The organism is Nocardia sp. NPDC059154 (assembly GCF_042755705.1).
GTDB lineage: Bacteria > Actinomycetota > Actinomycetes > Mycobacteriales > Mycobacteriaceae > Nocardia.
This window is the reverse complement of sequence record NZ_JBHZCS010000012.1, coordinates 81,797-103,728: the sequence shown is the minus strand read 5'-3', so window position 1 is coordinate 103,728 and position 21,932 is coordinate 81,797. Positions and strand designations below refer to the sequence as shown.

At 69.7% G+C, this 21,932-nt stretch carries 16 protein-coding genes; 8 read left to right on the top strand and 8 right to left on the bottom strand.

Going from position 1 to position 21,932, the window contains the following annotated elements; translation table 11 throughout:
• Positions 1-143 precede the first annotated feature (143 nt).
• From ACFXN1_RS13505 to ACFXN1_RS13475, 7 genes are all read left to right on the top strand, one after another.
• The gene (locus tag ACFXN1_RS13505) at positions 144-782 is read left to right on the top strand and encodes a hypothetical protein (RefSeq protein WP_379463577.1); all 639 of its coding nucleotides are present in this window, start codon (positions 144-146) and stop codon (positions 780-782) included.
• A 100-nt stretch (positions 783-882) separates the two neighbouring features.
• Entirely contained in the window at positions 883-1,656 is a 774-nt protein-coding gene (locus tag ACFXN1_RS13500) for an ABC transporter ATP-binding protein (protein WP_379394166.1), read from the top strand.
• Entirely contained in the window at positions 1,656-4,184 is a 2,529-nt protein-coding gene (locus ACFXN1_RS13495; protein WP_379444948.1) for an ABC transporter permease, read from the top strand. Before ACFXN1_RS13500 ends, ACFXN1_RS13495 begins: the two co-directional genes overlap by 1 nt.
• A 158-nt stretch (positions 4,185-4,342) precedes the next feature.
• Positions 4,343-5,353 carry an ABC transporter ATP-binding protein gene (locus ACFXN1_RS13490; RefSeq protein WP_379444950.1) on the top strand — a complete coding sequence of 337 codons (1,011 nt, stop codon included), beginning with the start codon at positions 4,343-4,345 and terminating at the stop codon, positions 5,351-5,353.
• A 40-nt stretch (positions 5,354-5,393) separates the two neighbouring features.
• The gene (locus ACFXN1_RS13485; protein ID WP_379444951.1) at positions 5,394-6,446 is read left to right on the top strand and encodes an extracellular solute-binding protein; all 1,053 of its coding nucleotides are present in this window, start codon (positions 5,394-5,396) and stop codon (positions 6,444-6,446) included.
• Positions 6,443-8,158, top strand: a complete 1,716-nt coding sequence (locus ACFXN1_RS13480) for an ABC transporter permease (protein WP_379444952.1) — start codon at positions 6,443-6,445, stop codon at positions 8,156-8,158. Before ACFXN1_RS13485 ends, ACFXN1_RS13480 begins: the two co-directional genes overlap by 4 nt.
• Positions 8,155-9,051, top strand: coding sequence for an exonuclease SbcCD subunit D (locus ACFXN1_RS13475; RefSeq protein WP_379394176.1), 897 nt, complete (start codon positions 8,155-8,157; stop codon positions 9,049-9,051). Before ACFXN1_RS13480 ends, ACFXN1_RS13475 begins: the two co-directional genes overlap by 4 nt.
• A 53-nt stretch (positions 9,052-9,104) precedes the next feature.
• Here ACFXN1_RS13475 and ACFXN1_RS13470 read toward each other — a convergent pair whose 3' ends face one another.
• From ACFXN1_RS13470 to ACFXN1_RS13440, 7 genes are all read right to left on the bottom strand, one after another.
• Positions 9,105-9,977, bottom strand: coding sequence for an SDR family oxidoreductase (locus tag ACFXN1_RS13470; protein WP_379444953.1), 873 nt, complete (start codon positions 9,975-9,977; stop codon positions 9,105-9,107).
• Between the two features lie 61 nt (positions 9,978-10,038).
• Positions 10,039-10,968: a DMT family transporter gene (locus ACFXN1_RS13465; RefSeq protein ID WP_379444954.1), complete on the bottom strand. Its 930-nt coding sequence runs from the start codon at positions 10,966-10,968 to the stop codon at positions 10,039-10,041.
• A 168-nt stretch (positions 10,969-11,136) separates the two neighbouring features.
• Positions 11,137-12,576 carry a protein kinase gene (locus tag ACFXN1_RS13460; protein WP_379444957.1) on the bottom strand — a complete coding sequence of 480 codons (1,440 nt, stop codon included), beginning with the start codon at positions 12,574-12,576 and terminating at the stop codon, positions 11,137-11,139.
• Between the two features lie 206 nt (positions 12,577-12,782).
• Positions 12,783-13,955, bottom strand: coding sequence for a VWA domain-containing protein (locus tag ACFXN1_RS13455; protein WP_379394184.1), 1,173 nt, complete (start codon positions 13,953-13,955; stop codon positions 12,783-12,785).
• 46 nt (positions 13,956-14,001) lie between these two features.
• Positions 14,002-16,344, bottom strand: coding sequence for a DUF5682 family protein (locus ACFXN1_RS13450; RefSeq protein WP_379445499.1), 2,343 nt, complete (start codon positions 16,342-16,344; stop codon positions 14,002-14,004).
• Positions 16,341-17,435 (bottom strand): AAA family ATPase, encoded by a 1,095-nt coding sequence (locus ACFXN1_RS13445; RefSeq protein ID WP_379394360.1) that lies wholly within the window; start codon positions 17,433-17,435, stop codon positions 16,341-16,343. Before ACFXN1_RS13445 ends, ACFXN1_RS13450 begins: the two co-directional genes overlap by 4 nt.
• A 2-nt stretch (positions 17,436-17,437) precedes the next feature.
• Positions 17,438-20,323 (bottom strand): DUF5691 domain-containing protein, encoded by a 2,886-nt coding sequence (locus ACFXN1_RS13440; RefSeq protein ID WP_379445498.1) that lies wholly within the window; start codon positions 20,321-20,323, stop codon positions 17,438-17,440.
• A gap of 137 nt (positions 20,324-20,460) precedes the next feature.
• Here ACFXN1_RS13440 and ACFXN1_RS13435 point away from each other — a divergent pair, with 137 nt between their 5' ends.
• Positions 20,461-20,751, top strand: a complete 291-nt coding sequence (locus ACFXN1_RS13435) for a SelT/SelW/SelH family protein (RefSeq protein ID WP_354833890.1) — start codon at positions 20,461-20,463, stop codon at positions 20,749-20,751.
• Here ACFXN1_RS13435 and ACFXN1_RS13430 read toward each other — a convergent pair.
• Positions 20,748-21,908 carry an FAD-dependent monooxygenase gene (locus ACFXN1_RS13430; protein WP_379445496.1) on the bottom strand — a complete coding sequence of 387 codons (1,161 nt, stop codon included), beginning with the start codon at positions 21,906-21,908 and terminating at the stop codon, positions 20,748-20,750. The genes ACFXN1_RS13435 and ACFXN1_RS13430 overlap by 4 nt on opposite strands.
• Between the last annotated feature and the right edge of the window lie 24 nt (positions 21,909-21,932).

Below are 21,932 nucleotides of genomic sequence, written 5' to 3'. Positions count from 1 at the left end.
TCCACGAAACACAGCCCCCCCCGACCTTACACTGCCCCGCACCCTCGCCTACCCCTCCCCCCGCCCCGCCCCCGCCGCGTCCGGCGCCGCCGCGGAAGAAGCGTTCGAAGCTGCGGGGCTGCCTGCTGGGTGCGGCGGCCGTCGTGGTGCTGCCGCTGGTGGCGGTCGGCGGGTGTCTGGCCGCGCTGGATCGGAGTGGGACCTCGCACACCCCGGCGACCACCTCCGAGGCGCCCACGCCGACCACCGACGACGAGCCGACCCCGACCGAGACCACCGATCCCGCCGCCGGTATCCCGGAGCATTCGGGCACCGACGCGCAGGTGCTCAGCCAGCGCTTCCCGCAGATGCTGCCGCAGTCCGACCCGAACGCCGACTCGAACTCCGGCACCGGCTACCAGGGCGCGGCATGCTCGACCTACCAGCATTCCGCGCCCCCGCCCGACACCGGATCCGGCGATCCCGACCTGGGCAACTGGGCGGTGGCCTGGAACTGTGCGGGCGGTGTCGGCCACCCGAGCTACCGTTTCGTCATGTACCGGTCGGCCGCCGATGCCGAGGACGCCCTGAACACGCTGTCGGGGTTCTCCCGGTCCGACGTCAAGGTGCACGGCAACCTGTACACGAACTACCAGCTCAGCGACAGCGCCCTGCTGCGTCCGCGCCTGGTGACGGAGTTCCACTCCCAGGACGGCAAGCACGCTTTCCTGATGTACAGCACCGGTTTCCTCGCCACCGACGACCAGCTGCTGGATTGGTGGCGGTCCGCCCCCATCAATTGAGGGCTGTTCGACGGGCGTGTTTGTGTGGAGTCTGTGAGGACATCGGCATCGGGGACATCCCGGATGGCGTCCATCCCAGAACCTAGACACACTGGACATCATGACTTCGAACGTCTCGGAATCCGCCACGCTCGAGCAGAGCACGGCCGCGGTCGCCGCCCGAGCGACCGATCTTGTGAAGATCTACGGATCGGGCGACACACAGGTTCGTGCGCTGGACGGGGTGACGGCCGAGTTCGCGAAGGGCGAGTTCACCGCCATCATGGGGCCCTCGGGCTCGGGCAAGTCGACCCTCATGCACTGCCTGGCCGGTCTCGATGCCGCCACCGCGGGCACGGTCCACATCGGTGACACCGATCTGACCAAGCTCTCGGACAAGCAGATGACCATGCTGCGCCGCGACCGCATCGGCTTCGTCTTCCAGGCGTTCAATCTGGTCCCCACGCTGACCGCGCTGGAGAACATCACGCTGCCGTTGGATATCGCGAACCGCAAGACCGACGAGGAGTGGCTGGCGACGGTGGTCAAGCGGCTGGGCCTGGGCGACCGGCTCACCCACCGGCCCGCCGAGCTGTCGGGTGGTCAGCAGCAGCGCGTGGCCTGTGCTCGCGCGCTGGCGGGCAAGCCGGACATCATCTTCGGTGACGAGCCGACCGGCAATCTGGACTCGCACTCCTCCGGTGAGGTGCTCAGCATCCTGCGGGCGGCGGTCAACGAGTTCGGGCAGACGGTGGTGATCGTGACCCACGATCCGCGCGCGGCCTCCTACGCCGACCGGGTCGTCTTCCTCGCCGACGGCCAGATCGTGGACGAATTGCGGGAGCCCACCGCCGATTCCGTGCTCGACAAGATGAAGTCGCTGGAGACGCTCTGATGGCTGCCTCCCCGATGCGCAAGGTCGCCTTGCGCAATCTCGCCGCGCACAAGGTGCGCCTGGTGTTGACCGTGCTGTCGGTCGTGCTCGGAACCGCCTTCATCTCAGGGTCTTTCATCTTCACCGACACGCTGCAGAGCACCTTCGACGGCATCTTCGCCGCCCAGGCCAAGGGCGTGGACGTGCGGGTGCAGCCCAAGGAGCAGCAGTCGCTCGGTGTGCCGAACGACGTGGTGGACAAGCTCTCCCACCTGGACGGCGTCAAGACCGTCGCGCCCAGCGTCAACGGCCCGGTGGTGCTGCTGAAGGACGGGCACGCCGTACAGACCGGTGGCGCACCGAGTTTCGGGCAGTCGTATCTGCCGCCGGGCAAGTCGGTGGCCGAGCCGGACAAGTTCATCGACGGCGTGCCGCCCGCCCAGCCGGGTCAGGTCGCCATCAACAAGGGCGGTGCGGAGCGGGCCGGGCTGAAGGTCGGCGACCACACCACGGTGCTGGTGCCGTCCAAGGGCAATATCGACGTCACCATCTCCGGCATCTACGACATCGACGCCTCCAGTACCGGCGGGTTCATCGCGCTGCAGTTCGAGGATGCGCAGGCCCGCCAGCTGTTCACCGACGGCCTGCATGTCGCGTACGTGGACATCGCGGCCCAGCCCGGGGTGAAGGCCGATGATCTGCGCGATCGGCTCAAGGCGGCGCTGCCCGACTACAAGGTGCAGGACGCCCAGCAGGTGCGTGACGACTTCAAGGCGCAGCTCGGCAATGCGCTGAAGTTCATCAACTACTTCCTGCTGGCGTTCGGGTCCATCGCATTGCTGGTGGGCACGTTCATCATCTACAACACCTTCTCCATGCTGGTTGCGCAGCGGCTGCGCGAACTGGCGCTGCTGCGCGCGGTCGGCGCGAGCCGCGGGCAGATCTCGCGGTCGGTGGTGGGGGAGTCGCTGATCGTCGGATTGATCGGCAGCGCACTGGGTCTGGCGGCGGGCGTCGGCCTGTCGTTCGGCCTGTCCGGGCTGCTGAATGCCTTCAAGCTGGGGCTGCCCACCGGCACCATGTCGCTGCAGCCGCGCACCGTGCTGGTGGCCCTCGGCGTCGGCACCGTGGTCACGGTGCTCAGTGCGTACGCGCCGGCACGGCGGGCGGCCAAGGTGCCGCCGGTGGAGGCGATGCGCTCGGAGTCCAACTCGGCCGGAGAGTCGTTGCGGCTGCGCACCATTATCGGCGCGGTGCTGGCGGTGGCCGGCGCGGTGCTGGTGGTGCTGGGTGCGCGCGGCACCGGCGGCAGCGCGGCCACCGTGGTCGGAATCGGCGCTGCCGCACTGATTTTCGCGGTGCTGTTCGCCTCACCGGCGCTGTCGCGACCGGTGGTGACCGGGTTGGGTGTGCTGGTGCGGCCGTTCGGTCCGGTCGGAAGGATGGCGCGCAACAACGCGATTCGCAATCCGCGCCGGACCGCCGCGACGGCTTTCGCGCTGACCCTGGGCCTGATGCTGGTGTCCGCCATCGGCATGCTCGGCTCCTCGGCCAAGGCCAGTGTGAGCGACCTGGTCGACAAGGGCGTGAATGCCGACTACATCCTGGCCGGGCCGCCCGGCGGCATCATCGGCGTCCCCCTGGCCGCCACCGCCACCGTCGGGCAGGTGCCGCAGGTCAAGGACGTGGTGGCCTTCCACGGTGTCGCCCTGAGGGTCGACGGCAAGCAGGTGCTCGGCACCGCGCCCGAGGGCCCGATGGCCAAGGTGCTCAACTACACCGTGGAGCAGGGCACCGACCAGCTCGGCGACGACGACATCATGGTGTCGGAAACCTATGCCTCCGACCATGATTGGAAGCTCGGCGAGAGCGTCGAGATCTCCAGCATGGACTACAAGAAGTTCAAGGTCACCGTCGCGGGCATCTACAAGGACACCCAGCTGCTGCAGAACATGGTCACCCCCATGGCCCTGTACCAGAAGACGGTCCCGGTCAGCTACCAGTCCAGCTTCCTGGTCCTGGTCGCCGCCCAGCCCGGCGCCGACCTCCCCGCCATGCGGAAGAACCTGGAGAAGGCCACCGAGCAGTACGTCATCGTCCAGGTCCAGGACCGCAACGACTTCAAGGGCGCCGAGGGCAAACAGATCGACACCCTGCTGGCCATCCTCTACGGCCTGCTGGCGCTGGCGGTGGTCATCGCCATCCTCGGCATCGTCAACACGCTGGCCCTGTCGGTGGTGGAGCGCCGTCGCGAAATCGGCATGCTCCGCGCGGTGGGCATGCAGCGGGCCCAGGTCCGCCGCAGCATCTACCTCGAATCCATGCTCATCGCCATCTTCGGCGCGGTGGTAGGCGTCATCCTCGGCCTCGCGCTCGGCGTAGGCTTCCTCAAAACCCTTGCCGACCTGGGCATTGCCACCATCGCCGTGCCCTGGGTCCAAATCGTGCTCATGCTCCTCGCCTCCGGCGTGGTCGGCGTCCTCGCCGCCCTCTGGCCCGCCGTGCGAGCCGCCCGCACACCCCCACTGGCCGCCATCGCCGACCTGTAAGCACTCCGGACCGATCTGGGCCCCTCGGGATTTCGATCCCGAGGGGCCCATTTCGTCTCCGCTGCCGCGGCCTCGCTGCCGGGGCTGAGACGAGTTGTCATCGGGCGTTCACCCGGCGCGCCCGAAGAAGTCAGATTTGCTGCCTACTGTCAGCCGCCATGTTTGCTGTGGCCGGGGAGGGACTCGGGACGCGGGTCGTCCTGGAGGAACTGAGCCGTACCTATTCGGACGGGACCGGTTTGCTGCCCACCGATCTGGTGATCGAACCCGGGGAGTTCGTGTCGGTGCTCGGGCCGTCCGGGTGTGGGAAGTCCACGCTGTTGCGGCTGCTGGCGGGGTTGGACCGGCCGCAGCGGGGGCGGATTCGGCTCGGTGACGAGGTGGTCTGCGATGTCGGGCGGGGGGATTTCGTGCCGCCGCGGCGCAGGCGTCTGGGGATGGTGTTCCAGGATCTGGCGTTGTGGCCGCATCTGACTGTCGCGGCGAATGTCGGGTTCCCGCTGCGGGTTACCGGCGTCGCGCGCGCCGAGGCGGGGCAGCGGGTGGCCGAGGCGCTGGCGCGGGTCGAGCTGGCCGCGGCGGCGGAGAAGATGCCGTATCAGTTGTCCGGCGGGCAGCAGCAGCGGGTGGCCATCGCCCGGGCGCTGGTGGCGCGGCCGAGCCTGCTGCTGATGGACGAGCCGCTGTCGGCGCTGGATGCGGCGCTGCGGGAGCAGCTGCGCACCGAGATTCGGTCGCTGACCACGGAATTGGGTCTCACCACGGTCTTCGTCACCCACGATCAGGCGGAGGCGTTGAGCATGTCCGACCGCATCGTGGTGATGCGGGCCGGGCGCGTGCTGCAGCACGGTAGTCCGGAGGAGCTGTATCACCGGCCCGCCGATCTGTTCGTGGCGGAGTTCGTCGGCACCTTCAATCCGCTGCCGTCCGGTGGCGGTGTGCGCGCCGAGGCCGTGCGGGTCCTCGGCGACACACCCGCCGGGCCGGACGAAGTGACCGTGTCGGGGACGGTCCGGTCGTCCGTCTTCACCGGCGGCGCATACCAGTTGCGCTGCGCGGTCGACGGCGTCGATCGGCTCTGGACGGTTCCGGACCGGCGCGCGCACGCGGCCGGGACCGAACTGCGGCTCGCGGTGCGGGCAGACGACGTCGTCACTCCCGCCGCCTGAACCCGCTCTCCACCAGGCTTTTTCGAAAGGAATCCCCGAAATGTCGATGTCCCGTCGCGCTTTCGCCGCGGCCACGCTCGCGTCGGCGCTCGTGCTCGCCGGTTGCGGTTCGGCCGCCGATGACACCGCGAAGACCGCGGTCACCAGCACCTGGACCGCCCCGGCGGGCCTGTCGGGCGAACTCACCCTGTACTCGGCCAACCCGCAGGAACTCACCGACGACCTGGTGGCCGCCTTCACCAAGGCGTCCGGCGTGAAGGTGAACGTCTTCGCCGGTGAGACCGGCAAGATCACCGCGAAACTCGATGCCGAATGGGCGAATCCGCAGGCCGACATCGCCTACCTGGCCTCCTGGACCCCGGCCGCGAAGTACGCCGCCGACGGCCGCACCCTGCTCTACCGCCCGGCCGGATCCGACCAGATCCGCGCCGGCTGGGCCGGCAAGGACGACGCCTTCGTCGGCCGCGACGGTTCGGCGCTGACGCTGGTGGTCAATACCAAGGCCACCACCGCCCGCCCGCAGGACTGGGCCGATCTGGCCGGGCCGGACTACAAGGGCAAGGTGATCATGCCCGACCCACGCGAATCCGGCACCGCCCGTGACCTGATCGCCGCCATGGTCGCGGCCTGGGGCAAGGACAAGACCTGGGAGCTGTTCGACAAGCTCTTCGCCAACGGCATGGTGGTGCACGGGGCGAACGGCCCGGCCCTCGACGATGTCACCGCCGGATCCCATGCCGTGATCCTGGGCGGCGTCGACTACTCCGCCTACGATGCCATCGCCAAGGGCGAACCGCTGCAGGTGATCTCGCCGTTCTCCGGCACCACCATCACCCCGCGCCCGGTGTTCGTGCTGAAGACCGCCAAGAACCCGGCCGCGGCGAAGGCATTCCTGGACTTCATGTTCGCCCAGCAGGGTCAGCAGATCTCGGCCGCGCACCAGATGATTCCGGCGCGGCCCGAGGTGTCCGTCGCCGACGGCACCCGCAAATACGAGGACGTCAAGCAGCTTTCGTTCACCTGGGACCAGGTGAAGAGCAGCGGCAGCGACGTACTCGCCGAATTCACCAAGCGCTATCTGGGCGCGGCGTGACCGCACGCCTCGACGAGGCCGCATCCGGTCGCGCGGCCACCCGCCCGCGCACCGGCGGCGGGGTCTACGCCCTGCTGGCGCTGCTGCTGGTCGGTGTGGCCGCGCCGCTGGTGGCGGTGCTCATCCGGGCGGTGACCGGCTACGACGGGCGGCCGTCCGCGCTCGGGCAGCTCACCGAATCGGCGAATCTGCGGATCGTCGGCAATACGGTTTTGCTTGGTGTGCTGGTCGTGGTCATCGCCACCGTGATGGCCGCGCCGCTCGCCTTCCTCATGTCGTGGACGCCGCTGCGGCGGCACCGATGGATCGACATCGCTGTCATGGTCCCGTTCCTCACCCCGCCGTATGTGGCGGCCATGGCGTGGCTGGACTTCACCCGCGTCAACGGTCTCGCCGAGCGGTGGTTCGGGCCGTTCGGCGCGGGGTTGCGCGCGGTGGTGGAGACCCCGGTCGGGATGGCGGCCATCATGGCGTGTGAAATCTTCACCTTCCTGTACCTGCTGCTGCGCAACCGGCTCGACACCATCCCCGCCAGCGCGGATGAAATGGCCGCGGTGGCAGGGGCATCCGCCGGGCAGCGGCTGCGGCTGGTGCTGGCCCCGCTGCTGACACCCACCTATGCGCTGGGCGTGCTGATCGTGTTCATCCGCGCCGCAGGCGAATTCGGCACGCCGGTCACGCTCGGCAATCAGATCGGATTTCCGGTGCTGGTGTCGGAGATCTACGGGAACGTCACCATCGACCCGCTGAATTTCCCGCGGGCTGCTGCATTGTCGAGCCTGCTGCTGGCGATGGGCATGACCGTGTGGGGGCTGCAGCAGTGGGTGAGCCGCCGCGATATCGGGTTCGGCGGCCGCGCCGCGCGCCGCGCCACCGTCGGGACCGGTCGCTGGACCGCGGCCGCGCTGCTGTGGCCGGGCCTGGTGCTGCTGGTGTCGGTGGTGGTGCCGTATATCGCGATCCTGCTGGGCGCCATGACGATTCTGCGGTCCAAGCCGCCGACGCCGGACAATCTCACCTTCGACTACTTCGCGCGGGTGCTGCGTCCAGGCCGGGGGCTGGAGGCGCTGCAGAACAGCGTGGTGCTGGCCTGCATCGCGGCCACCGTGACGACCGTGCTGGCCGTCGCCTGCGCCCTGGTGATCGTCCGGCGCGGCCGGGATGCCGTGCCGCGGGCGCGATCCGCGGCCCGGCGGGGCGTCGATCTGCTCGGTATCGCGCCCGACACCGTGCCCACCATCGTGCTGGTCATCGGCTTCATCTTCTTCTGGAACGCGCCCTGGCTGCCGGTCACGCCCTACAACACGCGCGCGATGGTGGTGCTCGCCTATGTGGTCATCACCCTGCCCATGGCGTTGCAGCAGGTGAAGACCGCCTATGCCGCCATCGACGACACCCTGCTGGAGGCCGCGGCCGCCGCGGGCGCGAACACCTGGCAGGTCCTGCGCCGCATCACGATTCCGCTGCTCGTCCCCGGCATCGTCGCGGGCTGGCTGCTGGCGTTCCTGCTCGGTGTGCGCGAGGTCGTCGCGTCCTCGATGGTGCGGCCGTCCTCGCTGCCGCTGCTGTCGCCGTGGATTCTCGGCCAATTCGATCAGGGCCACCGTGCCGAGGCGATGGCCATGACCGTGATCGGCGTGCTCAGCTCGACCGTTGTCCTGGTGATCCTGGAGTGGTGGCGGCACCGCCTCACCGACCGGTCCACCCGATGATCCGGCTGGCACACGTCGCCGACATCCACCTGGGCGCCCGCCTGCGGGCGGTCCCGGACTATCCCGGATGCCCTGCCATCGACCCGGTCGAGGACGCCTACGCCGCGTCCGCCGCTCTCCTGCAACGGATTCTCGACGAACGCTATGACGGCGTCCTCCTCGCCGGCGACCTGTTCGACCGGCACGAAGCCACCCCGCGCGCGCTCGCCACCGCCGAACAGGCGTTGGCCGACCTGCACGACGCGGGCATCCCCGTGGCTCTCATCTGGGGCAACCACGACGCCGAATCTCCCCTCCCGCAACACCTCCGGCTACCACCCACCACCTGGCTCGCCCCCGCCGACAACCCTGCCACCCACCACTGGCCCGACCTCGGCATCGTCCTGCACGCCCAGTCCATCGCCGCCCGCGACGACCTGCGCGACCTTGCCGCCGGCTACCCCACGCCCCTCGCCGCCGCGACCAACATCGCCCTCCTCCACACCAGCCTCACCGGCCAACACAGCCGCCGCGCCTGCGCCCCAACCACTCTCGCCACTCTCGCCGCGCATGGCTACGACTACTGGGCCCTGGGCCACGTCCACCAGCGCACCCACCTCGGCCCGGCCTCCTATGCGGGAAGCCCCCATCCCGCCCGCAAGTCCGAGACGGGCCCGCGTGGTTTCCTCGAACTCCGCCTTTCCGGCACCCTCACCACCCACCCCGTCGACACCTCGCCGGTCATCCGCGAACCTCTCACCGCCACAACAGAAGACGACATCTGGAAGCAGTTCGACAACTACCCGCCGACCGCCCGTCTCGTGATCTGGACCCTGAACGGCCCCACCGACCTGCTCGCCCCCGCCCGCGCCGCAGCCCGCAACTACCCCAACTTCGCAGTGGCACTTCCATGATCAACCGCGGGTAGCCCGGCCTGTATGGCCGGGCTACCCGGTCGGTGGAGTTGTCAGGCGCCGAAGTCGGCGCGGTGGTCCTCGCCCCACTCGGCGAGAGTGCGTCCGGGCTTGCCGGTCACCACGGTGGCGGGACGCACCCGGTCGGGGGTGGTGAGGGTGTCGCTCCAGTAGTCGAGCAACATCTTCATGATCGGCTCCGGGATGAATTGCGCTGTCTCGGCGCGGAATTCGTCGGCCGTGATCTCGATCAGCGGGATCTCCCGGCCGAGCGCGGCACTGAGCGTGGCGACCTGCTCGGTGCGGGTGAGCGCCTGCGGGCCGGTGATCGGGATGATCTGGCCGATGTGCTCGTCGGACAGCAGCGTCTCGGCCGCGGCCTCGGCGACGTCGAATTCGTGGATCGGGGCCTGAGCGGACGCCAGGTACGGTGCCCGGATCGGCGCACCCGAGCCGATCTGCCACCGCCATTCGAGCAGGTTGTTGGCAAAGGTGCCGGGGCGCAGGATCGTCCACCCGTCGGTGCGCTCGGTGACGGCGGCTTCCACGGCACTGTGGTGCAGCTGGCTCGCCGAGCCGTGGTCGCGGGGGAATTCCATCGCCGCCGCCAGCGAGGACAACACCGTGAACCGGTGCACTCCAGCGGCCACAGCCGCGTCCATGAAAGTGTCGACGCCCCGCGCCGGGAACACGAAGGCGCGATCAACACCCTCGAACACCTGCGCCCCGAGGGTCGAGGCGTCGGCGAGATCACCCGCGACAACCTCGACCCCCTCGGGCAGGTTCGCGTCCTCGGGCTTCCGGGTCAGCGCGCGGACCGCGACGCCGCGAGCGAGGAGGGTGGAGACCAGGTGACGACCGACGCCCCCGGTCGCTCCGGTGACGAGAACGGTCGGGCGGGAGTTGCGAATCTCTGTGCTGCTCATGACATGAATATTTCCGCTAAAGCCCACCCCACCACATCACGAGAATTCGTTATTTCCCGTACTACCTCGGGGCGTTCAGCTGCACGAGCATTGCGCCGATCAGCATGATCACCGCCCCGGCTATTTGTGTCGGCCCAAGCGACTGGCCGAGCAGTAGCCAGGCCAAAGCGGCGGCGATCAGAGGTTCCACCACGGCCAGCACGCTCGCCACGGCCGAGGGCAGGTCGCGGAGGGCTCGGAGTCCGGCCAGGTAGGGCAGCACGGTGCCGGCGACGGCCAGGGTCAGCAAGAGCAGCCACACCGGAGCCTGCAGACCGCCCAATACAGCGGGGGCTGTGAGTAAGTGGGTGGGTAGCGTCCACGGCGGGGTGAACGTTGCCACCACTACTGCGCCGATGGTCAATCCGAGGGCAGTCAGCCCGGCCGGGTCGTGCCTACCGGCACCGTGTTCGCCGAGCAGGAAGTATCCGGCCGAGCAGATCGCCGAGCCCAGACCGGCGGCAAGGCCGAGCATGTTCAGGTGGGTGGTCTGCCAGAGCTGTGCGACCAGGGCCAAGCCGGTCAGCGCCAATCCGATGCCCAGCCAAACCGGTGCGGGCAGCCTGGTGTGCCGTGTTCTCTGCACCCAGAGCGCGACCAGCACGGGCGCGAGGTTGACCAGCACCATTGCTACCGCAACTGGAATCCGGGCCACCGCAACGAAGAACAACAGTTGCACCCCGGCGACGCCGAGCACTCCATAGCCGAGCAGTAACCACAGGTCGGCACGGCGGAACCGCAGCGCCCGCGGCCGCAATACGGCAACGGCCGGGACGAGGAGTATCGCGGCCAATGTGATCCGAACCGACGTCACCGCCGCCGGGGACCAGCCCGTCGCCATCACCGCCTTGGCCACCGGCCCGGAACTCGCGAACAGTGCCCATGAGGTCAGAGCCCACCCGGTCGCCCGGACTCGGATCGGAGGCCGCCCAACCCTTTCCGTCGTCGCCACCGCTGCAGTCTGACCGCGTGATCGCGCACCCGACCACAGAATTTCTGACGTGCGTCATCGAAGCCGGCCATTGCGACGCCTACCGGCGTGGCCGCTGCTCGACCGACGACTCGAAGCCGTCGGGCCGATGCCTGCCGGTGTGGAACTCGGTTGACCGGCAGGGCTGGTTCAGAGGGTGATGTGGAAGGGCTTGTCGCCCAGGGCGTTGTCGGGGGTCAGGGCGTCGGCGACGGCGAGGGTGACGACTGTGTCCGGGTGTTGCGGGGCGTCGGCCTTGGATTTGCTGCCCTTGATGATCACCGCGATCACGATGATGACGATGACCAGGACCGTGACGATGGCGGCGATCAGCCAGGCCGTCGTGTTCGAATTGCGTTGCGGGGGAGCGTAGGTCGGGGGTGGGTTGGTGTGTGGGGCGAAGGACTGCGGTTGGTTGTACGACGGGGCCGGGCCCACCGCCGGTTTCGAAAAGGTTTGCGGCGCGGGCTGATTCGGGTAGGCCGGGGTCGATACCTGCTGATTCGGAATCGGCTGGTTGGGGAAGGACGGGTTCGACGTGGGCGGGACCGGGTACGCGGGGCCCGGGCTGGGGTAGGACGGGGCCTGGTTCGGGTAGGACGGGCCCGGGCCCACGAGCGGGCGCGGCGTCGACGGTGTCGGATTGGGCGGTTGCTGGATCACCGGCTGCGGCCGGACGGGAGTCGGCGGGCGCGGGGCGACGACGGGCTGCGGATGCGCGGGAGTCGGCGGGCGCGGGGGCGCGGCGGGGCGGGGCGCCTGGAGGGCGCGTTCGGCGGCGGTGGCGAATTCGACGCAGGAGCGGTACCGGTCGGCCGGCCGCTTGGAGAGCGCCTTGGTGAGGACCGCGTCGATGGTGCGCGGCAGTGCCTGGCGGAGCGGGCTCGCCGGCGGCGGGGGCTGCTGGAGGTGGCCGCGGATGACCGCGGCGGGGCTGGTGCCCTCGAACGGGACTGTGCCGGTGAGGAGTTGGAAGAGCGTGCAGGCCAGGGAGTACTGGTCGGAGCGGCCGTCGAGGGACGCACCGGTCAGCTGTTCGGGCGAGGCGTAGGCGAGCGTGGCGGTGACCGTGCCGGTCTGGGTAAGGTGGCCGGTGTCATCGCGCAGGCGGGCGATGCCGAAGTCGGTCAGGTAGACACGTTCGCCGGAGCCGGTCTTGGACGACGAGCGGGCCAGCAGGATATTGGCCGGCTTCACATCGCGGTGCAGGACACCCAGGCCGTGCGCGTAGTCGAGCGCCTTGGCGGTCTCGCCGATGATCTGGGCCGCGCGCAGCGGCGGCAGTGTGCCCGGGGTGATCGAGGAAGCATTGATCCCGTCGATGTACTGCATGGAGATCCACAGCTGTTCGCCCTCGTCACCGCGGTCGTATACGGTGACGATATTCGGGTGGTCCAGCCGGGCGACCAGATCCGCCTCGCGGATGAAGCGGGCGCGAATCTCGTCGTCGGCGAACATCTCCTGATTCAGCAGCTTCAATGCCGTCATCCGCGGCAGCCGCGGATGCTTGGCCAGATACACCGAGCCCATGCCGCCGCGACCGAGCTCGCGTTCGATGACGTAATCGGCGAACACATCACCAGAGCGCACATCAGCCCCCGTTCTGTATCTAATGTGCCCTCCGCTTCGCTCCGGGCGGGTTCGCGGCCCTGGAGGTCTCGTTCTTCCCTCCCTCCGCTCCTCCGCTTCGCTCCCCCGCTCCGCTCAGTCCAGAACGAGACGGGCCGCGAACCATTGGGCACTTCCATCCTCGAGGCGCACCGCGTGGCGTGGTTTCTCCACGTGGTGCGTGCCCATTATGTCTGTCCACGCAGCGTGTTGTGTGCCCACGCCCCAACATCACCGCGATCCAGGGCCACCGCGAGCAGGTCGGGGAAGCGGTCCGGTGTGCAGGCGAAAGCGGGCACGCCCAGTGCGGCCAGCGCCGCCGCATTGTCGCGGTCGTAGGCCGGAGCGCCCTCGTCCGAGAGCGCCAGCAGCACCACCACCTGTACCCCGGCCTCCTTCATGGCGCGAATGCGCCGCAGCATCTCCGCGCGGACGCCGCCCTCGTACAGGTCGGAGATCAGCACGAACAGCGTGTCCGCCGGCCGGGTGATGAGCGACTGCGAGTAGGCGATGGCGCGATTGATATCGGTGCCGCCACCCAGCTGCGTGCCGAACAACACCTCCACCGGATCCGCCAGCTTCTCGGTGAGATCCACGACGGCCGTATCGAAGACCACCAGCGAGGTGCGCAGCGACCGCATGGACGCCAGCACCGCGCCGAACACCGAGGCGTACACCACGCTCGACGCCATGGACCCCGACTGATCGATGGCCAGCACCACATCCCGTTTGACGGCCTGCGCCTTGCGTCCGTACCCGACCAGCCGCTCGGGCACCACTGTCCGATGCTCGGGCAGGTAGTTCGCCAGGTTCTTGCGAATGGTCCGGTCCCAGTCGATATCCCGCAGCTTCGGCCGCGACACCCGCGCCGCCCGGTTCAGCGCCCCGCCCACGGCGGCCACGGTCGCCGCCGCGATCCGCCGCTCGATCTCCTGCACCACCTTCTCCACCACCATGCGGGCGGTGGCCTTGGTGGTCTCCGGCATCACCCGGTTCAGGCTCAGCAGCGTCCCCACCAGATGCACATCCGGCTCGACCGCCTCCAAAAGCTCGGGCTCGAGCAGCAATTCGGTGAGGTTGAGCCGATCCACCGCGTCCCGCTGCATCACCTCCACCACCGTCGAAGGGAAGTACCGGCGGATATCGCCCAGCCACCGCGACACCTGCGGCGCGGAACCCCCGAGCCCGCCCGAGCGCCGCCCGCTCCCGCCCTGCCCGCCGGAATCGTAGAGCGCCCCCAGCGCCCGATCCATCGCCTGATCGTCGGCGTTGCCCAGCCCGCCGCCCCCGAGCCCGGCCTCACCGGCGCTCCCGAGCACCAGCCGCCACCGCCGCCCCTGTGCCTCGTCCATCTCGTTCATGACAATCCCCTCGAAAGTTCGGCAACGCCCCGGTTTCGATGTGCAGTCATCCCGCCACTCCGAGAATCTCGGCCGCCCCGCGCATGGCGAGCTCGCCGCGGTCGGTGTCGTAGTCGGTGCTGCGGGCGCCCGAAGCCGTTGGCGCGCCGCGCCGTACGGCCTGGCCGATGGCCTGCCGCTCGCCGGATTCGAATGCTCCGAAGGTCCGGCGCAGCAACGGCAGGGTGGCGACGAACTGCGCCTCCTCGAGGCCGCACAGCCAATCGTCGATGAGCGACAACAGGTTTCGGTCGTGGACCAGGAGCAGCCCGCGCCCGCCCAGGAAGCCGTCGATCCAGGCCGCCTTGTCGGGAGCGGTGCGCCCGACCGACAGCGCCGCGGATAGTCGGCGCCCGGATTCCGCGCCGTCGATGCGCTCGGCATCGCAGAGCAGGCGGACCGCGCGCCCGACGATCCCGCCGTTGACGTCATCGCGATCGGCGAGGGTCTCCAGCGTGGACAGCCAAGTCCCGGTGGCCCATTCGTCGTCACGCGCCGACAGCGCCAGATGCACCGCATCGATCTGAGCCCGCAGCGCGGCGGACGCGTCGGCATCCAGCCCGGTCACCGCGCCCGGCAGACCCGCGCAACTGCGAACCAGCAGACTGTCCGCCACCCGGGTCAGCGCCGCGCTGTCCGTGCCGCGCACATCGCCGTAGCGCACGATCCGCAGCAATCCGGGTAGCGCGGACATCAGATGGGTGACGTCGTGATCCAGCGCCGCAACCGATTCCAGCCGCGCGATGAGTCCATCGGTGGCCCCGCCGAGATCGGCCAGCAGCGCCTCCTCCAGCGCGGACGCCACCTTCCCGACCGTCGCGTCCGGATCCTGGGCCGTATCGAGGATTTTCGCTTCGGCCGCCGACCGCAGCGTGGTACCCCAGCGCGACGCCTCGACGATCGAGATCGCCAGCTCCGGCCGCCACCGCAGCGTCCACGTCTCCCGGAAGGTGCCGGTATTGCGCACCTGGCTGTCGGTCAGCTTGCCCCACCCGATGCCCAGCAGCCGGAGCCGGTGCAGCAGGCGCGATCTCGCCAGCCCGCCATCGGTGCGCAGATCCAGATCCACCGTCCGTTCCAGGGCCTGCTGCTTCAGCCGCAGCGTCCTGATCTGGGCCCGCAGATCCGCCTCCAGCGGTACCGTCGGCGTCCCGTCCGGGACCGTCCCCAGCGCCTCGCCCACCACCAGTTGGGTACTGACCAGCCGCAACAGCGTCTCGTCACCGTCGCACAGCACCGACCGGGTGGCCTCGGTGACCTCCGACAAGCCGGCGAGCGGCCGCCCCCGCAGGGTCGCGAGAGTGTCGGCCAGCCGCACGGATTCGATGATGTGCGCGCTGGACACCGGCAGATCGTGGGCCCGCAGCGTGCCCGCCACCTTGGTCAGCCACCGCGCGATGGGCTGCTCGGTCTCGGTGAACAGGTGGTGGTACCAGCCCGGCGAGGTAATGCCCGCGCCGTAGCCGGACGAGCTCGCCAGCCGCGAATGCGTCCACGGCACCCAGGTCAGCGTGGCCTTGCTCTTCGGCATGCCCTTGAGGATCCGGGCATCGGCCACGGCCGGGCCCAGCTTGCCCTCCAGTGCCGGCGCGTGCCACGCGCCGCACACCACGGCCAGCCGCTGTGCGCCGTCCTTCAAGGCCTTTCGCATGATCTGCCGCATGTGCGCCTCACGCCGCAATGTGTGCGCGTCCACCGTGATCCGTACCGATTCGATGGAGACCGGTCCGTCCTCCGAGAGCGGTTCGTCCTCCTCTGCTGTCCCGGACCCCCCGACCGGGACAACGGAATCGGATTCCCGGCCGGCGGTGGCGCCGTCCAGGTGCTCGGCGTGCTCCCGCAAGGCGCCCATGGCCTCGTTGACGGCTGCGAAGATATCGGCGTCCGAGGCGGATTCGACGATGGCGTCCCACCAGCGTTCGGCGTCGTCGTACCCGGCGGCGGCCGCCAGGATGGCCAGCGGATCGGTCCGGTCGCCGGGCTCGTCCGCCACCGCGAGCGCGACATTCGCGGGCAGATCGCAGAAGCCCACGGCCACACCGTTGTCCACCGCGTACCGCAGCGCCACCCACTCCGGTGAGAAGGTCGCGAAGGGCCAGAACGCGGCCTTGGCCGGGCTGTCGGGCTGATAGGCGAGCAGCGCCACCGGCGGCGACATCCCCTCGGCCGCAAGGTAACCGATGAGCGGATCGGCATCGGACGGCCCCTCGATGAGGATGGCGTCCGGCCGGAACCGCGCCAGCGCCAGCGCGAGCGAGCGGGCCGAACCCGGCCCGTGGTGGCGGATGCCGAACACCCGCGTCTCGGTCGGCACTCCGGCCTCGGTCGATACCGCGACGGCAATGGTCATTCGTGCACCTCGCGGCAGGCCCGGTAGAAGTCGGCCCAGTCGGGGCGCTGCCGCACCACGGCCTCCAGATATTCCGTCCACACCACCTGGTCGGCGACCGGATCCTTGACCACCGCGCCCAGTACCGCGCCCGCGATATCGGCGGGCCGCAGCACGCCGTCGCCGAAGTGCGCTGCCAGCGCTATGCCATTGGTGATCACCGAGATCGCCTCGGCCGTCGACAGCGTGCCCGTCGGCGACTTCAGTTTGGTGCGCCCGTCCTCGGTCATGCCCGAGCGCAGTTCGCGAAAGACCCGCACTACGCGCCGGATCTCCTCGGCCGCCGCGGGGACGGCGGGCAATTCCAGTGCGGCGCCGAGCTGTTCGACGCGGCGGGTCACGATGGAGACCTCCTCGTCCTCGCCGGCCGGCAGCGGCAGCACCACGGTATTGAACCGGCGGCGCAGCGCGGAGGAGAGCTCGTTGACGCCGCGGTCGCGATCGTTGGCGGTGGCGATCACATTGAAGCCCTTGGCCGCCTGCACCTCCATGCCCAGTTCCGGCACCGGCAGCGTCTTCTCCGACAGCACCGTGATCAGCGCGTCCTGCACATCCGAGGGGATGCGGGTGAGCTCCTCGAGCCGCGCGATGGAGCCGGCGCGCATGGCGGTCATGATGGGCGAGGGCACCAGCGCGGCCTCGCTCGGACCCTCGGCCAGCAGCCGGGCGTAGTTCCAGCCGTAGCGGATGGCCTCCTCGGCGGTGCCGGAGGTGCCCTGCACCAGCAGCGTGGAATGCCCGGCGATGGCGGCCGAAAGGTGTTCCGACACCCACGTTTTCGCGGTGCCGGGCACACCGATCAACAGCAGGGCGCGATCGGTGGCGAGGGTGGCGACCGCGACCTCCATGAGCCGGCGCGGGCCCACATACTTGGGGGTGATCACGGTGCCGTCGGCCAGCGTGCCGCCCAGCAGGTAGGTGACCACCGCCCACGGCGACAGCTTCCAGGAGGGCGGACGCGGGCGATCGTCGGTGGCGGCCAGGGCCTTCAGTTCGTCGGCGAAGGCCTGTTCGGCGTGCGGGCGCAGCAGGGCGTCCCGTTCCTGAGTCATGGTCACTGCAGCTCCTCGAGCATTGTCTTGCGGTCGATGAGGTCATGGGCGAGCTGGTCGAAGGCCTGCTCCCAGTACGGATCCGCGCACCGGCGGGCGATACCGGACACCATGCCCGCCACCGCCACCGGGAAGTGAGCGGACGCCGCGCGGAACAGCGTCCGGTAGGAGCCGGGCACCAGGCTGGGCGCACCCGGCCGGTCGGCGCACAGCTGGGCGCGCTCGGTGAGCAGCCGCAGCACGTGCTCGGCCATCGGGCCGGGCCACGGATGCGGCATGGCGCGCAGCATGGATTCGATCTCGGCCAGCCAGCTGGAATCCAGGCCACGCAGGTAGCGCACCTGATCGGCCTCCGGCTGGAGCGCGAACAGCTCGCGCAGCTTGTCGGTGTCGGCGTCGCGGGCGTCCGCGCCGGAGACGGCCCCGAACAGCGCCCGGGCCCACTCCGGATTCCGCTGTGCCAGCGCGGCATCCGACCAGCCCGCGATCATGGGGCCGCGCATGCCCTCGGCCATGGGCACCCGAACCGCCTCCTCGGCCGGGCCGAGCAGCCGCTCCCAGTGCCGCAGCGGCGTGGCGGCCACCACCCGGTGCAGCCATTCGGTGGACAGATCGGGGGCGCCGTCGGCGCGATAGGCGGTGTAGCCGAAGGAGTCTCCGACACCGTCGCGCCGGGCCGCCTCGTCGAGGACGCCCGGGCCGGTGGTGACCAGCTGCGGCCGCACCGGCCGGGAACCGAAACTCAGCCAGGCCGCGGCCCGGCCGGCCATCCGCCGCGCGAACGCCGAATCCGGCAGCCGCCCCAGCAGATCCGCGGCCAGCCGGCGCACCTCAGCCCGCCGGTCGTCGAGGGCGGTCTCCAGCAGCGCCTCGTCGTCGAGCGAGAGGCCGTCCGCCAGCACCGCCAGCAGTTCGGCCTTGCCCGGCCCGGACTCGGTGCCCCAGGACGCCGCGAGCGCCGCCCGCGCGGCCGCCGGATCCCGCTGCCGCAGCTGCGACAGCCAGCTGCGCCGCTCCGCGGCCCGGCCATGCGACCACACGCTCTCGTCCTCGGCGGCGGCCCGCACCAGCGACTTCCAGCCGGGATGCTGCGCGGCCAGCCAGCGACCCCGCGCCCCCGCCAGCCGCAGCAGCGGTTCCCGATGCGACGCCAGCGCCTTGGCCCGATCCAGCAGGCCGCTGACCATTCCGTCCGGAGCGCGGAAGTCCCGCGGCCCGGCCAGCGCGAACCACTCGTCGAGGAACGGCGAATTGTCGGCCAGCAGCTGGGTCAGCCGCGCACCCGCCGCGACCGGCAGCAACCGCCGTTCGTCATCGGCCGCGGCCGCACTGCGCTCCGCCGAGGTGGCCGAGACACCGCCGCGTGCGAAACAGTCCTGCAGCGCAATCGATTCCAGCAGGACCGCGGCCCGATCCCCGGTCAACGCGGTCGTCGCGGCGGCGACCGGCGACGCCAATCCCGACAGGTCGGCCTGGCGTCGCGCCGTGCCGACGAGCGCCGCGGAAACCAGATCGGCACTTGCGGAATCCTCGACGCCACCCCGGATCGGCATCGGATTTCCCTGTGCCGCACCGACATCCACCATGGTCCCGGCGGCGAGTGCCGCAACCGGCACCAACCCGTCCACCGTCCACTCGCCGATCACCGTGACCGGATGCCCGCCGGAGAGTCCGAGCAGTCGCCACGGCTCACCTTCGGCGGTCGACACCGGCAGCGCATCGCCACCGGATTCCACGATGTACCAGCCCTTTTCGCCCCGAACGGGCACGACCTCGGCCAGCAGCACCGGCCACGACCGCAGGAACGGATCGGCCCCCAACGCCCGCGCCTGCTCGGCGAGAGCAGCGGCAATGGTGCCGTTCCGGTCCGGGGAACCGGCCGCATGCAGCGGGATGGTGGTGAAGGGTTCGGGGATGTCTTCGTGGCGGTCGCCCCAGAGGGCGCGCAGGGGTGTGGCGCTCGGGTAGAAGTGGAGGTTCGCGTCCACCTGGAAGCCCGGAGCCGGGGTGTCGTTCGGGAAGGCGGGGCTGCCGTAGTGGTGGTCGACGAGCAGGGCCCAGCGGCCGGATGTGCGGCCGCGCAACCAGACTCGGCGGGTGTAGAGGCCGTCCTCGGTGGTGATCCGGATGCCCAGGACCAGCCAGCGGTCGCGGACCGCGGGTTCGGCGCGGACCGTGTCGGCCGGCGTGGGGTACCCGATGTGGGTGCGCACGCTGGCGCGCAGGCCGGGGGAGAGGGCGTCGAGACGGGCGTGCGCGGCAGTCAGCAGGTGCAGGCGGGCGTATTCGCGCAGCAGTAGCCGGGGCCATTCGGAATGGGTGGTGGCGAGCGGTAACTGGCGCAGGGTCGCGGCGATGCCGGGAGCCTGCGCGTCGACCATGCGGGCCGCCACCGTCTCGAAGGCACGGATCGACCGATCCGATTGCGCGAGGCCGGTGCGCACCTGGTCGGTGAGCCAGATGTCCAGATCGGCCAGGCCCGCGGCGACCCGGGCGCGGCGCTGATCGGCGGCGCCGGCGCCGCGGGCGGGCTTGGCCTCGGGCGCGGCCTGCTTTTCGGCGCGGGCGGCCCGGCCACCCAGCCAGTCGGCGGCGAAATCGGCCACGGTGTCCGCGGCGGGCACGTCACCCGCACTCCACGACAACAAAAGGGACAGTGCGTGTTTGCACGGAAACTTGCGACTCGGGCAGGTGCATTTGTACGCGGGCCCCGACAGATCCACGATGGTCTGATACGGTCGGCTGCCGCTGCCCCGGCACCGCCCCCACAGCGCGGTGTCGTGAATGCCGGTGCCGCTCCACTTGCCACGGAGCTTGCGCGCGGCGGTCAGCGATGCGGCGTCCGGTGCGAGCGATCCGACGTGATCGGCGGTCCAAGCGGTGGTCATCCATCCCCCCTTCCTCGGTTGAGCAAAGTTGTATCCGAGGGCACCGACAGATCCGGGCCACGAGCGGGCCCCTTCCAACAACCACGAGCGGGCCCGCCCCAACGGCCGCGCGGGGCGCGCCCGGTAAGGTCGCGGACATGCCTCGCGTCGCGATCGAATACTGCACGCAGTGCCGCTGGCTGCTCCGCGCGAGCTGGATGGCTCAGGAGTTGCTCACCACCTTCGCCACCGACCTGTCCGAGGTCGCCCTCATCCCCGGCGAGGGCGGCGTCTTCCGCATCACCGTCGACGGTGACCAGATCTGGGAACGCAAGGCCGACGGCGGTTTTCCCGACATCGCCATTCTCAAGCAGCGCGTCCGCGACCGGGTGGCACCCGGCCGCTCGCTCGGCCACGCGGACAAGAAGGACACCGAACCGGCGAGCTAGCGGCTCGAGCGGGGCGCCATCGCGAGTTCCCCTCGTCGCGCAGCCCGCCGCCACCGCTGTCCGGAGTCGATGGCACGCCGGATCCTGCGCACCGTGGGTACCTGTGTGAGCAGGTGCAGCTGATACCGCCACGGCATTTGCAGTCCGTGCCGGACCGACATCGCATAGGCGAACTGCACGGCGCCGCGGTCGAGATACCGGTCGGCGTGTTCGAACCAGACCATGCTGGTGCGGGCGCCGGCCTGTATCGGGCGCAGCGCAGCGCGCCGCTGCGCATCGTAATTCTTCAGTGCGTCGGCGACCTCGGCCTGCTCGTACAGATTCTGTGCGAGCACGATAGCGTCGACGATTGCCAACCGGGTGCCCGAGCCGATGGTGAAGTGCGTCGTGTGCGCCGCATCGCCGAGCAGCACCACGTTGTCGTGATACCACGTCTTGTTGGTCACCTCGGGAAAGCGGCTCCACCTTGCGAATTCGCCTCGTGTCTTGCTGATCAACGAGTGACCGTCGAGAGGACGGCCGAATATGTTCTCCAGAACACGCACGTTCTCCAGGTTGTCCAGGGAATCGAATCCCAATCCATGCCAAGTCTGCGGCTGGCACTCGACGATGCAGGTGCTGATTCTTCCGGCAATCGACGGGTAGGCATGGAACCAGATCCAACCGGCCGAGGTGTGTTCGAAGGCGAAGGTGAATCGCTTGAAGACCTTGTTCGTACCGAGCCAGATATATCGATTCTCGCCGAGTGTGACGGACGTGCCGAAACGGTGATCACCCAGCTGTCGTATCCGGCTGTTCGCGCCGTCGGAGGCGACGATGAGATCGAAATCGCCGAAGCCGGACAGATCATCGACGTCTCGCCCGTGCTGGACGTCGACGCCCAGGTCCCTCGCCCGTCGCGAAAGTACGTCGAGCAATGCCGCGCGCCCCATGCTGAAGCCGTAGCCCGCGAAATGCGCGGTCTCGTTGTCGCACACATGGATTGCCTGTTCACGCCATACGACCGACCCGGCACGCACCGCCTGGGCGCTGTCGGGGTCATTCCGATACAGAATGTCGAGCAGGTCGTCCCAATACACGACGCCCCAGCCGTAAGTGGATCCGGGAGGATCGCGGTCGATCACCGTGATGTCATGGGCCGGGTCGCGTCGCTTCATCGAAATAGCGAAGTACAACCCGGC

Bases quoted from the DNA above. Each gene is read 5' to 3' on its own strand.
- ACFXN1_RS13485 (WP_379444951.1), top strand. From the start codon at position 5,394: ATGTCGATGTCCCGTCGCGCTTTCGCCGCGGCCACGCTCGCGTCGGCG.
- ACFXN1_RS13495 (WP_379444948.1), top strand. From the start codon at position 1,656: ATGGCTGCCTCCCCGATGCGCAAGGTCGCCTTGCGCAATCTCGCCGCG.
- ACFXN1_RS13435 (WP_354833890.1), top strand. From the start codon at position 20,461: ATGCCTCGCGTCGCGATCGAATACTGCACGCAGTGCCGCTGGCTGCTC.
- ACFXN1_RS13455 (WP_379394184.1), bottom strand. From the start codon at position 13,955: ATGAACGAGATGGACGAGGCACAGGGGCGGCGGTGGCGGCTGGTGCTC.
- ACFXN1_RS13450 (WP_379445499.1), bottom strand. From the start codon at position 16,344: ATGACCATTGCCGTCGCGGTATCGACCGAGGCCGGAGTGCCGACCGAG.
- ACFXN1_RS13490 (WP_379444950.1), top strand. From the start codon at position 4,343: ATGTTTGCTGTGGCCGGGGAGGGACTCGGGACGCGGGTCGTCCTGGAG.
- ACFXN1_RS13470 (WP_379444953.1), bottom strand. From the start codon at position 9,977: ATGAGCAGCACAGAGATTCGCAACTCCCGCCCGACCGTTCTCGTCACC.
- ACFXN1_RS13500 (WP_379394166.1), top strand. From the start codon at position 883: ATGACTTCGAACGTCTCGGAATCCGCCACGCTCGAGCAGAGCACGGCC.
- ACFXN1_RS13475 (WP_379394176.1), top strand. From the start codon at position 8,155: ATGATCCGGCTGGCACACGTCGCCGACATCCACCTGGGCGCCCGCCTG.
- ACFXN1_RS13430 (WP_379445496.1), bottom strand. From the start codon at position 21,908: ATGAAGCGACGCGACCCGGCCCATGACATCACGGTGATCGACCGCGAT.
- ACFXN1_RS13445 (WP_379394360.1), bottom strand. From the start codon at position 17,435: ATGACTCAGGAACGGGACGCCCTGCTGCGCCCGCACGCCGAACAGGCC.
- ACFXN1_RS13440 (WP_379445498.1), bottom strand. From the start codon at position 20,323: ATGACCACCGCTTGGACCGCCGATCACGTCGGATCGCTCGCACCGGAC.